The sequence below is a fragment of the Streptomyces sp. NPDC048277 genome (assembly GCF_040652235.1).
Taxonomy (GTDB): domain Bacteria; phylum Actinomycetota; class Actinomycetes; order Streptomycetales; family Streptomycetaceae; genus Streptomyces.
Genome location: NZ_JBEZLQ010000008.1, coordinates 335912 through 348852, shown reverse-complemented (window position 1 = coordinate 348852; position 12941 = coordinate 335912). Strand labels below are relative to the sequence as shown.

12 protein-coding genes are annotated in these 12941 nt (G+C 73.2%); 11 read left to right on the top strand and 1 reads right to left on the bottom strand.

Annotated elements, in window-relative coordinates; all coding sequences use genetic code 11:
* The first annotated feature begins 49 nt into the window (after positions 1 to 49).
* Genes AB0D85_RS20375 through AB0D85_RS20345 form a run of 7 tightly spaced genes read left to right on the top strand, consistent with a single transcriptional unit; the run spans position 50 to position 7549 of the window.
* Complete coding sequence (locus tag AB0D85_RS20375; protein WP_362321955.1) at positions 50 to 532, top strand: (2Fe-2S)-binding protein; 483 nt, start codon at positions 50 to 52, stop codon at positions 530 to 532.
* On the top strand, positions 529 to 2892 hold the full coding sequence (locus AB0D85_RS20370) for a xanthine dehydrogenase family protein molybdopterin-binding subunit (RefSeq protein WP_362321953.1): 2364 nt from the start codon (positions 529 to 531) through the stop codon (positions 2890 to 2892). The genes AB0D85_RS20375 and AB0D85_RS20370 overlap by 4 nt, the downstream gene beginning before the upstream one ends.
* Positions 2889 to 3743: a xanthine dehydrogenase family protein subunit M gene (locus AB0D85_RS20365; protein WP_362321951.1), complete on the top strand. Its 855-nt coding sequence runs from the start codon at positions 2889 to 2891 to the stop codon at positions 3741 to 3743. The genes AB0D85_RS20370 and AB0D85_RS20365 overlap by 4 nt, the downstream gene beginning before the upstream one ends.
* A gap of 15 nt (positions 3744 to 3758) precedes the next feature.
* Positions 3759 to 4634 carry a MoxR family ATPase gene (locus AB0D85_RS20360; RefSeq protein ID WP_362321949.1) on the top strand — a complete coding sequence of 292 codons (876 nt, stop codon included), beginning with the start codon at positions 3759 to 3761 and terminating at the stop codon, positions 4632 to 4634.
* A 6-nt stretch (positions 4635 to 4640) separates the two neighbouring features.
* Entirely contained in the window at positions 4641 to 5810 is a 1170-nt protein-coding gene (locus tag AB0D85_RS20355; protein ID WP_362321947.1) for a VWA domain-containing protein, read from the top strand.
* Entirely contained in the window at positions 5803 to 6909 is a 1107-nt protein-coding gene (locus AB0D85_RS20350; RefSeq protein WP_362321945.1) for an XdhC/CoxI family protein, read from the top strand. Before AB0D85_RS20355 ends, AB0D85_RS20350 begins: the two co-directional genes overlap by 8 nt.
* 28 nt (positions 6910 to 6937) lie before the next feature.
* On the top strand, positions 6938 to 7549 hold the full coding sequence (locus AB0D85_RS20345; RefSeq protein ID WP_362321943.1) for an SRPBCC family protein: 612 nt from the start codon (positions 6938 to 6940) through the stop codon (positions 7547 to 7549).
* A 138-nt stretch (positions 7550 to 7687) separates the two neighbouring features.
* Here the strand turns inward: AB0D85_RS20345 and AB0D85_RS20340 are convergent, their stop codons facing one another.
* Positions 7688 to 8188, bottom strand: a complete 501-nt coding sequence (locus tag AB0D85_RS20340) for a metallophosphoesterase (RefSeq protein WP_362321941.1) — start codon at positions 8186 to 8188, stop codon at positions 7688 to 7690.
* A gap of 100 nt (positions 8189 to 8288) precedes the next feature.
* Between AB0D85_RS20340 and AB0D85_RS20335 the strand changes: the two genes are divergently transcribed.
* The 4 genes from AB0D85_RS20335 (at position 8289) to AB0D85_RS20320 (ending at position 12937) form a co-directional block, all read left to right on the top strand.
* The gene (locus AB0D85_RS20335) at positions 8289 to 8726 is read left to right on the top strand and encodes a MarR family transcriptional regulator (RefSeq protein WP_362321939.1); all 438 of its coding nucleotides are present in this window, start codon (positions 8289 to 8291) and stop codon (positions 8724 to 8726) included.
* Positions 8723 to 10123, top strand: a complete 1401-nt coding sequence (locus AB0D85_RS20330) for an MFS transporter (protein WP_362321937.1) — start codon at positions 8723 to 8725, stop codon at positions 10121 to 10123. The genes AB0D85_RS20335 and AB0D85_RS20330 overlap by 4 nt, the downstream gene beginning before the upstream one ends.
* 8 nt (positions 10124 to 10131) lie before the next feature.
* A complete protein-coding gene (locus tag AB0D85_RS20325; protein WP_362321935.1) occupies positions 10132 to 10716 on the top strand; it encodes a hydrolase in 585 nt (194 codons plus the stop codon).
* 199 nt (positions 10717 to 10915) lie between these two features.
* A complete protein-coding gene (locus AB0D85_RS20320; protein WP_362321933.1) occupies positions 10916 to 12937 on the top strand; it encodes a glycosyltransferase family A protein in 2022 nt (673 codons plus the stop codon).
* The last annotated feature ends 4 nt before the right edge of the window (positions 12938 to 12941 follow it).

Below are 12941 nucleotides of genomic sequence, written 5' to 3'. Positions count from 1 at the left end.
TCCTTTTGCCCGTTTTCCCTGACTCCTGCCCGCACGGTCTGGAGGGCACATGACCCACATCAAGGTGCACGTGGACGGCACGCCCTACGAGGACGAGGTGGAGCCCCGTCTGCTGCTGGCCCACTACCTGCGCGACCGTCTCGGCCTGACCGGCACCCCGATCGGCTGCGACACCTCGAACTGCGGCGCGTGCACGGTCGACCTGGACGGGGCGACCGTCAAGAGCTGCTCGGTCCTCGCCGTACAGGCGGACGGCGGCACGGTCACCACCGTCCAGGGGCTGGCCGAGAACGGGGAGTGGACGGCGCTGCAGCACGCGTTCCACGAGCGGCACGCTCTGCAGTGCGGCTACTGCACCCCCGGAATGATCATGGCCGCGCGGGATCTGCTGCGGGAGAACCCGCACCCCACCTCCGACGAGGCCCGGGAGGCCCTGGAGGGCAATCTGTGCCGGTGCACCGGCTACCAGAACATCGTCCGCGCGGTGCTGGCCGCCTCCGGGCAACCCGTACCCGAGGAGGCCCCGGCATGACCGATCAGGCCGTCGAACACGAGGTCGGCCGCGCCCGGCTGCGCAAGGAGGACGCCCGGCTGATCACCGGCCAGACCAACTGGACCGACAACATCCAGGTCGCCGGGCTGCTCCAGCTGGCGATTCTGCGCAGCCCGATGGCCCACGCCCGCATCACCCGTGTCGACGTCTCCGCCGCCCTGGAACGCCCCGGCGTCGTGGCCGCGTTCACCGGCGCCGACCTCGCCGAGGGCCTGGGTTCGCTGCCCTGCGCCTGGCCGGTGACCGAGGACATCGTGCTCCCCGACCACCCGCCGGTCGCCGTGGACGAGGTCCGCCACGCCGGCGACCCGGTGGCCGTCGTCGTGGCCCGGGACCGGTACGCGGCCGCCGACGCGCTGGAGGCGATCGAGGTCGACTACGACCCGCTGCCCCCGGTCCTCGACCTGGAGGCCGCGCTCACCGAGGACGCCCCGCTGGTCCACTCCGGCAAGGGCACCAACCGCTGCTACACCTGGCCGCTCGCCACCGGCGAGAGCTTCGAGTCGGTACGGCGGCGCGCCGAGGTCACGGTCAAACGCCGCTACCACCAGCAGCGGCTGATCCCCAACGCCATGGAACCCCGTGCCGTCGTGGTCACCCCGATCGCCGCCTCCGGCGAGTACACGGTCTACTCGGCGACCCAGATCCCGCACATCCTGCGGATCATGCTGGCCATGGTCACCGGGATCCCCGAGCAGAAGCTCCGGGTGATCGCCCCGGACGTGGGCGGCGGCTTCGGCTCCAAGCTCCAGGTCTACGGCGAGGAGGCCCTCGCCCTCGCGGTCGCCCGGAAGCTGGGCCGACCGGTGAAGTGGACCGAGTCCCGCTCCGAGGGCTACCTGGCCACCCACCACGGCCGCGGCATGATCCAGGACGTCGAGATCGCCGCCACCCGCGAGGGGAAGCTGCTCGGCCTCAAGGTGGACCTGCTCGCCGACATGGGCGCCTACCTGATGCTGGTCACCCCGGGCATCCCGATCCTCGGCGCGTTCATGTACCCGGGGATCTACAAGATGGACTCGTACGATTTCACCTGCACGGGTGTCTTCACGACCCGCACGCCCACCGACGCCTACCGCGGGGCGGGGCGCCCGGAGGCGACCTTCGCCATCGAGCGGATCATGAATGAGCTGGCCGCCGAACTCGGCCTGGACCCGGTGGAGTTGCGGCGCCGGAACTGGATCCGGCACGAGGAGTTCCCGTACACCACGATCGCCGGGCTGACCTACGACAGCGGCAACTACGAGGCGGCCACCGACAAGGCGCTCGCCCTGTTCGGGTACGACGAGATGCGCGCCGAGCAGCAGAAGCGCAACGAACGCGGCGACCCCGTACGCCTCGGCATCGGGGTGTCGACCTTCACCGAGATGTGCGGCCTGGCGCCCAGCCGGGTGCTGCGGGACCTCAGGTACGGGGCCGGCGGCTGGGAGGCGGCGGCCATCCGCATGCTGCCCACCGGCAAGGTCGAGGTGGTCACCGGCACCAGTCCGCACGGGCAGGGCCATGTGACCTGCTGGAGCCAGATCGCGGCCGACGTGCTCGGGGTGCCGTTCGACGACGTCGAGGTGGTGCACGGCGACACCCTGGCGGCCCCGCAGGGCATGGACACCTACGGCTCGCGGTCGCTGGCGGTCGGCGGCGAGGCCGTGCACCGGGCGGCGACGAAGGTGGTCGCCAAGGCCCGGAAGGTCGCCGCGCATCTGCTGGAGGCGAGCGAGCAGGACCTGGAGTTCACGGACGGCGTGTTCTCGGTGAAGGGCTCGCCGGAGGCGCGGAAGACCATCCAGGAGATCGCCTTCGAGACGTTCACCAACCACGACCTGCCCGACGGCGTCGAACCCTCCATCAACGCCGAGACCGTGGTCGACCCGGAGAACTTCTCCTACCCGCACGGCACCCACCTGTGCGCGGTCGAGGTGGACACGGAGACCGGGCGGACCCGGATCAGGTCGTACGTCTGCGTCGACGACGTCGGCCGGGTCGTCAACCCGATGATCGTCGAGGGCCAGGTGCACGGCGGCCTCGCGCAGGGCATCGCGCAGGCCCTCTACGAGGAGGCCGTCTACGACGACGAGGGCAACCTCGTCTCCGGGACCATGGCCGACTATCTGGTGCCCTCGGCGGCGGACCTGCCGGACTTCGTCACCGACCGGACGGAGACCCCGGCCGTCTCGAACGCCATGGGCGTCAAGGGAGTCGGCGAGGCCGGCACGATCGCGTCGACTCCGGCCGTGGTCAACGCCGTGGTGGACGCGCTGCGGCCGCTGGGCGTGCAGGACGTGCGGATGCCCTGCACCCCGGAGCGGGTGTGGCGAGCGGTGAAGGAGGCGTCGGCATGATTCCCCCGGCATTCGAGTACGCCCGTCCGGGCAGCGTCGAGGAGGCGGTGCGCACGCTCGCCGACGCGGGCGAGGAGGCGAAGGTGCTGGCCGGCGGGCAGAGCCTGCTGCCGTTGCTGCGGCTGCGGCTCGCCTTCCCCGAACTGGTCGTGGACGTCGGGCGGATCCCGGAGCTGCGCGGGGTCCGCGAGGACGGCGACGCGCTCGCCATCGGGGCGCTGACCACGCACCACGACATCATCCGCGACCCGCTGGTCCGCCGGCACGCGGGCCTGCTGGCCGCGGCGACGGCCACGGTCGCCGACCCCGCGGTACGGCACCGGGGCACCCTGGGCGGCTCGCTGGCGCACGCCGACCCGGCCGGGGACCTGCCCGCGGTGCTGCTGGCGCTGGACGGCGAGCTGGTCGCCGTAGGTCCGGGCGGCCGGCGCACGATCCCGGCCCGCGCGTTCTTCCTCGACTACCTCACCTCCGCGCTGGCACCCGACGAACTCCTGGTGGAGGTACGGGTGCCGAAGAAGGACGGCTGGGGCTTCCACTACGAGAAGTTCCAGCGGGTCGCGCAAGCCTGGGCGATCGTCGGCGTGGCGGCGCTGGTCCGGCGCGACGACGGGCACATCGCCGAGGCGCGGATCGGGCTCACCAACATGGGCTCGACCCCGCTGCGGGCCACGGCCGCCGAGGCGGCACTCGCCGGTGCCGACGGCCCCGAGTCCGTGGCCCGGGCCGCGGAGGCGGCGGCCGAGGGCACCCGGCCGTCCCAGGACCTGTCGGCCTCGCCCGAGTACCGGGAGCACCTCGCGCGGGTACTGACCCGGCGGGCGGTGCTGACGGCCGCCGGAATGGGGTGAGCGCCGATCACCCGCATGCACGACCCGGAGCAGGTGCGGGCCCGCCTGGAGGAGACGGGGTATCTCGTCGACGAGGGGCTGGCCGTCACCTGCTTCCTGGCCCTGAGACTGCACCGGCCGCTGTTCTGCGAGGGCGACGCGGGCGTGGGCAAGACCGCGCTCGCGTCCGCCCTGGCCGAGGCGCTGGGCGCGCCGCTGATCCGGCTGCAGTGCCATGAGGGCATCGACGCCTCCCAGGCCCTGTACGACTGGGACTTCCCGCGCCAGCTGCTGCACCTGAGAGCCGCCGAGGCCGCCGGGGTCACGGACGCGGACCGGCTGGAGAGCGAGCTGTACGACCGCCGCTTCCTGATCGCCCGCCCGCTGCTGCTGGCCCTCCAGCGGCACCCCTCGGTCCTGCTGATCGACGAGATCGACCGGGCGGACGACGAGTTCGAGGCGTTCCTGCTGGAGCTGCTCTCCGAGTACTCGGTCACGATCCCCGAACTCGGCACACTGCGGGCGAAGGTGCCGCCGGTGGTCGTCCTCACCTCGAACCGGACCCGGGAGGTGCACGACGCGCTGAAACGGCGCTGCCTCTACCACTGGTTCGACCATCCCTCCTTCGCCCGCGAACTGGCCATCGTGCGCACCCGGTTGCCGCAGGTGTCGGCGCGGCTGGCCGAACAGGTCACCGCGCTGGTGCAGGCGCTGCGCGGCGCGGACCTGCTCAAGCCGCCGGGCGTGGCCGAGACGATCGACTGGGCCGAGGCCCTGGACGCGCTGGGCGCGAGCGAGGCGGACGCGGAGCTGGCCGTGGCCACGCTGGGGTCGGTGCTCAAGTACCGGGAGGACGCGGACCGGGCGCGGGGGCTCGATCTCGCGGCGATCCTGGCGTCCCGGGGCGGGTGACCGGGCATGGGCGCGACGGAACCGGTGGCGGCCGGGGTGCCGGCGGATGCCGTACTGCTCGGTTTCGTACGGGCGTTGCGGGCGGCGGGCGTGGACGCGAGCACCGGACGCGGTGACGCGTTCCTGCGCGCCGTGGCCGCCCTGCGGCCGGACGTACGCTCGGACGTGTACGCGGCGGGGCGGGCGACGCTCTGCGGCGGCCACGACGACCTGGAGCGCTACGACCGGGTGTTCACCGCGTACTTCGAACGGTCCGCGGCCACTCCCGCACGGCCGGTGCGCACCGCTCCCCCGCCCCGGGTGCGGCTCGTCGCACGGGAGGCGGCAGCGGCACCCCCTGCACACCCCGAGAGCGAGCCGTCCGGTCCGCCCACGCCCACGCTCGCCAGCTCCGCCGAGGTGCTGCGGCACCGCGACGTCACCGAGCTGGACCCGGCCGAACGGGCCCAACTGCGCCGTCTGCTCACCGCGTTCGCGCTGGAGGGGCAGACCCGGCAGTCGGCCCGGCGGCGGCCCGCCCGGCGCGGGGACGTCGATCCGCGCCGTACGGTACGGGAGTTGCTGCGGCGCGGCGGGGAACCCGCCCTGCTGCGGCGGCACGCGCGCGTGGCGCGGCCCCGCCGGGTGGTGCTGCTCGTCGATGTGAGCGGCTCGATGGGGCCGTACGCCGACGCGCTGCTGCGGTTCGCGCACGCGGCGGTGCGCGCGGGCCGCACCGAGGTGTTCACCGTCGGCACCCGGCTCACCCGGGTGACCCGCGAACTGTCGCACCGGGACCCCGACCTGGCGATGGAGTCCGTCGCGGCCGCCGTGCCCGACTGGCGCGGCGGCACCCGGCTCGGCGAACTGCTGCGGGAGTTCCTGAACCGCTGGGGACAGCGCGGAATGGCGCGCGGCGCGATCGTCGTGCTGCTCTCGGACGGCTGGGAGCGCGGCGATCCGGAGCTGCTCGGACAGCAGATGCGCCGGCTGCACGCCCTGGCGCACCAGGTGGTCTGGGCGAACCCGCGCAAGGCGCGGCCCGGTTACGCGCCGCTGGCGGCCGGGATGGCGGCGGCCCTCCCCAGCGTCGACGCCTTCGTCGAGGGGCACAGCCTGGCGGCGCTGGAGCGGCTCGCGGCGGTGGTGCGCGGGGCGTCCGCGGCGTCCGACGGGAGAGGAGCCGAGCGTGCGTGAGATTCTGCCGGCGCTGGCCGGCTGGCACGCGGCGGGCATCCCGTTCGGGCTGGCCACGGTGGTCGCGGTCAGCCGCAGCGCGCCGCGCGGGCCCGGCGCGGCCATGGCCGTGGGGCCGGACGACGAGGTCGTGGGCAGTGTGTCGGGCGGCTGCGTGGAGGGCGCGGTCTTCGAGTTGGCGCAGGAGGTCGTGGCGAGCGGCGAGCCTCAGCTCCAGACCTTCGGCTACAGCGACGAGGACGCGTTCGCGGTGGGGCTGACCTGCGGCGGCGAGATCACCCTGCTGGTGCGGCCGGTGACCGCCGCGTCGGACCCGGCGTTCGGCGCGGTCGCCGCGTCGGTCGCGGCGGGCGAGCCGGTGACCGTGGCCACGGTGGTGGACGGGCCCGCGCCGCGCGGTGCCACCCTCGCGGTCTGGCCGGACCGGGCGGCGGGCACGCTCGGCACGGACGGCCTCGACGTCGCCGTCACCGCCGACGCACGCGGCGAACTGGCGCTCGGCGCCTCGGTCCTGAGGCACTACGGCCCGCGCGGGGAGCGCCGCGAGGACGCGGTGACCGTCTTCCTCCAGTCGTTCGCGCCCCCGCCCCGCATGCTGGTCTTCGGCGCGATCGACTACGCGGCCGCGGTGGCCCGGATCGGCGACTTCCTCGGCTACCGGGTCACCGTGTGCGACGCCCGCCCGGTCTTCGCCACGCCCAAGCGGTTCCCGGCGGCCGTCGAAGTGGTCGTCGACTGGCCGCACCGCTATCTGAGCGGCACGGACACCGACGACCGCACGGTCATCTGCGTCCTCACCCACGACCCGAAGTTCGACGTGCCGTTGCTGGAGGAGGCGCTGCGCCGGCCGGCCGCCTACATCGGGGCGATGGGCAGCCGCCGTACCCACGACGAACGGCGCGCCAGGCTCGCCGAGGCCGGTCTCACCGAGGCCGAACTGGCCCGACTGCGCTCACCGCTGGGCCTCGACCTCGGCGCCCGTACGCCCGAGGAGGTCGCCGTGTCCGTCGCCGCCGAGATCGTCGCGCTGCGCTGGGGCGGCAGCGGCACGCCCCTGACGATGACCAGCGGTGCCATCCACGCACCCGCCGCCCGCTGAGTGCCATGAGTTCCAGAAGGAGTGAGTCATGGAACTGCACCACGAGTTCACCGTCCCCGTCCCGGTCGACGACGCCTGGCGCGCGCTCCTCGACATCGAACGGGTCGCGCCGTGTCTGCCGGGCGCGGTCGTGGAGGACTACGACGGCAAGACCGTGACCGGCTCGGTGAAGGTCAAGGTCGGCCCGGTCACCGTGACCTACCGGGGCACCACGGTCTTCGAGGAACAGGACGAGTCGGCGCACCGGATCGTGCTGCTGGCGAGCGGCCGGGAGACCCGCGGGCAGGGCACGGCCAGGGCGACGGTCACCGGCACCCTCGCCGAACGCGACGGCGGCACGGCGGTGTCGGTCCGCACCGACCTCACGGTGACCGGCCGCCCCGCGCAGTTCGGCCGCGGGGTCCTGGCGGAGGTGGGCGACCGCCTGGTGACCCAGTTCGCGGCATGCCTGGCGGACCGACTGACGGAGCCCCCACAGGACGAACCGACCCTCGACGAGGAGGACACGGAGCCACTCGATCTACTGCGCACGGCGGGGGTACCGGTGGCCAAACGGGCGGCCGCCTTGTTGGCGGTGGCCCTGCTCGCATGGGTGCTGGCACGACTGCAGCGAAGAAGGCGAACCAACCGACACCGGTGACCGCACCCCCCTAGGGGCGCGGGGCTGTATCTGATATGCGGCTCCGCCGCGCGGGCGCGACCAGCCACAAACCACCCGCACCCGCCGACGAAACAGTCCCCGGCAGACGACTAGGCATGCAGCCCGAGTCCGTCCGCGTCAGCGCGGCGGCAGCCGGTGCAGCGTCACCTCCGCGAGGGCACCGTCGGCGACGGTCGCCGTGAGGTACGTGCAGTGCGGCTGGCGCCGCCGGTCGGTGGGCGAGCCGGGGTTGAGCAGCCGCAGGCCGCCCGGGGCCGTGGTGTCCCAAGGGATGTGGCTGTGTCCGAAGACCAGGACGTCCAGGTCGGGGAAGCGGGCGGCGCAGCGGGCCTCGCGGCCCTGGGCGGGACCGGTCTCGTGGATCACCCCGAAGCGCAGGCCGCCCAGGTCGGCGTAGGCCACCTCGGGGAGGCGGGCGCGCAGACCGGGGCCGTCGTTGTTGCCGTACACCGCGATCAGCCGGCGGCTGCGGCTCTCCAGCAGGTCGAGGGTGGCCTCGTCGACCCAGTCACCGGCGTGGAGCACGACGTCGGCGCGCGGGAGTTCGGCGAGGAGCTGGTCCGGGAGCCGCTTGGCCCGCGCGGGCAGGTGCGTGTCGGAGGTCAGGAGGAGGCGCACCCGGCCAGCCTAGCCAGCCGCCGTCCTCCCGTGAGATCTTCAGTTGGAACTTAACAGTTATGACTGGACAGTCTCTACTGACGGTTCTATGGTGTGGCGCATGGCAGAGATCACCGATTCCGCGACCCGTGTCGCACGCGACCTGCGTGTGATGTTCAGCAGGCTGCGCCGCCGTATCCGGGAGGTCGCCCAGGACGCGGACCTCACCCCGTCGCAGGAGTCGGCGCTCACCCTGGTGTCGAAGCACGGCGCGGCCACGGCCAGCGCACTGGCCTCCGCCGAAGGGGTGCGGCCGCAGTCGATGGCCGCCACACTGGCCGCGCTCGACCAGCACGGGCTGATCCGCCGCAGCCCCGACCCGACCGACGGCCGCCGCCAGCTGGTCACCCTGACCGAGGCCGGCCAGGCCCGCGTCGAGGGCAACCGGCAGGCACGCGACGAATGGCTGTCCCGCGCCTTCCAGGAGCGGTACACCGAGGAGGAGCGGCAGACCATCCTCACCGCGATCGAGCTGCTCGAACGGCTGTCGCAGGCGTGATACCGCGGCAGACCGCCCCCGCCCCCGAGGACGCCCGCCCGGCCCCCGCCGGATTCGACCGGCGGCTGATCGCGCCGATGGTCCTGGGCTCCGTGCTCAACCCGATCAACTCCTCGATGATCGCCGTGGCCCTGGTGCCCATCGGCGTCGCCTTCGGGGCCCCGCCCGCCGAGACGGTGTGGCTGGTCACCGCGCTGTACCTGGCGACCGCCGTGGGGCAGCCGGTGATCGGGCGGCTCGTGGACATGTACGGGCCGCGCCGCCTCTACCTCGCCGGTACGGGACTGGTGGGCGTCGCCGGGCTGATGGGCGCGCTGGCGCCCTCGCTGGGCGTGCTGATCGCGGCCCGGGTGCTGCTCGGGCTCGGTACGTCGGCGGCGTATCCGGCGGCGATGCGGCTGACCCGGAGCGAGGCCGAGCGCACCGGACAGGACAGCCCGGCCGGAGTGCTGACCGCGCTCGCCGTCTCCGCCCAGACCGTGGCCGTGGTCGGTCCCACGCTCGGCGGGGCACTGATCGGCGCCGGCGGCTGGCACATGGTGTTCACCGTCAACGTGCCGCTGTCCGCGGCCTGTCTGGCCCTCGGCGTCAGACGGCTGCCCCGGACCGCGGCCTCGGGACGGAGCCAGGGCATGGACCTCCCGGGCATGGCGCTGTTCGCCGGTCTGCTGGTCTCCCTGATGCTGTTCCTGATGGCGCCCCGGCCCGACCGCTGGTACCTGCCGGTCCTGACCCTCGCCGCGGCCGCCGCCTTCGCGGCGCGGGAGCTGCGGGTCCCGGACCCGTTCGTCGATCTGCGGGTCCTCGGCGGCAACGTCCCGCTGATCTTCACCTACCTGCGCCAGTTCCTGGCGTACACCACCTCGTACGCCTTCATGTACGGCTACACGCAGTGGCTGGAGCAGGGCCGCGGGCTCAGCGCCTCCACCGCCGGACTGGCGCTGCTGCCGCTGTCGGTCGCCGCACTCACCGTCTCCACGCTCACCGGGCGCCGCGAGGCCGTCCGCGGCAAGCTGCTCGCCGGCTCCGCGCTGCAGATCGCGGGCTGTGCGGCGCTGCTGGCGGTCGACGCCGGCAGCCCGGTCTGGATGCTGCTCGCCGTCGGCGCGCTGCTGGGCGTACCGCAGGGGCTGCTCGGGCTCGCCGCGCAGACCGCGCTGTACCGGCAGGCCGACCCGGCGCGCATCGGCTCCGCCGCCGGGCTGCTGCGCACCTTCATGTACCTCGGCGCGCTGGGCGCCTCCGCCGCGACCGCGGCGTTCTACCCGCACCGCGCCGACACGGGCGGGCTGCACGGCCTGGCCCTGTTCATGCTCGCCGGCTCGGCACTGCTGCTGGCGATCACCCTGCCGGACCGCTCCCTGGCCCGGCTCACACCCACCCCCCGAAAGGCCTGATCCACCCCATGTCTCTGAGCACCCTCGACCCCCGTACCGCGCTCGTCGTCATCGACCTCCAGCAGGGCATCGTGGGCATGCCCACGCAGCCGTACTCCGGCGCCGAGGTGGTGGCCCGAACGGCCGGGCTGGCCGACGCCTTCCGCGCCCGGAACCTGCCCGTAGTCCTGGTCCGGGTCTCCTTCGCGGCCGACTTCGCCGACGCCGTACCGGGCCGTACCGAGCGCCAGGCCCGCGGCCTGGCCTTCCCGGAGGGCTGGGACGCCGTCGTCGACGAGCTGTCCGGCCACGACGGCGACATCCACGTCACCAAGCACAACTGGAGCGCCTTCCACGGCACCGACCTGGACGTCCAGCTGCGCCGCCGCGGCATCACCCAGATCGTGCTGACCGGCATCGCCACCAGCATCGGCGTGGAGTCCACCGCCCGCGACGCCTACGCCCACGGCTACCACGTGACACTCGCCACGGACGCCATGGCCGACGCCGACCCCGAGGCGCACCGCGGCAGCGTCGAGCGGATCTTCCCGCGGCTCGGCGAGTCGGGCACCACGGCGGAGGTCCTGGAGCAGCTGACCAAGACCCACGGCTGAGCCGCGGGCACGGACCACGCCGGACCAGGCGACTCGCCTCCCGTCTGACCAGCACGTTTGACCCGCGCCTGACCCTTCGCGACCCGGTCTTGACCAAGGCGTGAGAAACGCCATGGGTCGAGACCGGGTTAGCATTCGGCCACATGTACGTGCCGTCCAGGAAAACTCTGGCGGCTTATCCAGGGGGCTAGGAAGCCGGATGCCGGTCAAGGTCAGTGTTGTCGTCCCTGTTTACAACCCGGGGCCCTATATCGAGGACTGCGTCGCCTCGATGCTCCGGCAGTCGCTGCCACGCGACGAGTACGAAGTGATCTTCGTGGACGACGGCTCCAGCGACGAGACCCCGGCCCGGCTCGACGCCCTCGCCGCCGAGCACCCGCACATCCACGTCATCCACCAGGAGCCCTCCGGCTGGTCCGGCAAGCCCCGCAACGTGGGCATCGCCGCATCCAAGGGCGAGTTCGTGATGTTCGTCGACAACGACGACTTCCTGGGCGACGAAGCGCTTGAGCGGATGTACAACTACGGCGTCGAGAACGAGGCCGACCTGATCATCGGCAAGATGGCCGGCAAGGGCCGCCCGGTGCCGGTGGAGCTGTTCCGCCGCAACCACCCGCGGGCCACCGTCGAGAACGCCCCCCTGATGAGCAGCCTCACCCCGCACAAGATGCTGCGCCGGTCCTTCCTGGACGACATCGGGCTGCGCTTCCCCGAGGGCAGGCGGCGCCTGGAGGACCACGTCTTCGTCGCCGAGGCGTATCTGCGCGCGTCAAACATCTCCGTGCTCAGCGACTACGTCTGCTACTACCACCTCAAGCGCGAGGACGCCTCCAACGCCGGCTTCCAGCGCTTCGACCCGGTCGGCTACTTCGCCAACCTCCGCGAGGCCCTCGACGTCGTCGAGCGCTACACCGAGCCCGGTGCCAAGCGGGACCGGATGTTCCACCGCTGGCTGAACAACGAGATGACCGAGCGGCTGCGCGGCAAGCGGTTCCTCAAGCTGCCGGACGACTACCGCAGGGAGCTCTTCGACGAGATCCACAAGGTGATCGCCGAGCGCATGGGCCCCTCGGTGTTCGCCCTGCTCGGCCCGGCCCAGCGGGTCGTCGCCGAACTGGCCGCCGCCGGCCGCTACGAGGACGTGCTGGCCGTCGCCGAGTGGGAGGCGTCCATCGCGCCCTCTACGGCCATGGACAGCGTCGTCTGGGACGGCGGCGCCCTGAAGATCGACTTCAGTGCGGAGTACTCCGCGGACGGCGCGCCGAAGACCTACCCGGCCGACACCGCCGTCACCCCGCCCGACGGCCCGGCGGCGGACGCCGCGGACGCCGTCACCCGGCTGGAACTCGGCACCGCCGCCCGCTTCGGCAAGGCCAACGTCGACCTGGTGGTGCGCGAGCGCGAGACGCACGCCCAGTTCTTCCAGCCCGTGAAGATCACCCGCGAGACCGTGCCCGTCGAGGGCCGGCCGGACCGCGTCCGCCTGGTCGTGCGGGCGACGGCGACCGTGGACCCGGCCAACGCCGCCAGCGGCGCCCCGCTGCCGTCCGGGCTGTGGGACGCGTTCGTCCGGCTGACCATCGGCGGCTGGACGCGGGAGCACCGGCTGTTCCCGGCCTCCAAGGAGCCGTTCCCCGCGATGCCGTTCCCGGGTGTCGTCGGCGGCCGGCGCGTGCTGCCGTACTGGACGGTCAAGGACAACTTCGCCCTGGACGTCGACATGGCGAGCAAGCGCCTCGGTTTCGACGCGTTCAAGCCCGCGGACTTCACGGTCGCCGGCGACCGGCTGCGCGCGGTGCTGCCGTTCCACGTCGCCGGTGACGTCAAGGCGTCGATCCGGCTGACCGGCCCGAAGCCCGCCGCCGAGGTGCTGGAGGTGCCCGCCACGCTGTCGCCCGCCGAGGGCGGCGGAGCGGTGCTGGACGCCCCGCTGCCGGTGCGCTCGCTGCAGGAGGGCAACTGGCGGCTCGCCCTGAGCCTGCTCGCGGACGTCACCGAGCCGCGCTTCTTCACGCTGCCGCTCCTCGTCCGCAACTCCCCCGAGGGCCTGAAGGTCGCCAAGCCGGCCGTGAAGAAGAAGCCCGCGGCGACACCCGAGCCCGCCCCGAAGGCGAAGCCGAGCGCGGCCCGCCGACTGGCCCGTAAGCTCCCGTTGCCGGTGCGCCGTGCACTGGTCAGGGCCCTGGGCAGGGGCAAGCCCGCACGACAGGAAGGCAAGTAAGACC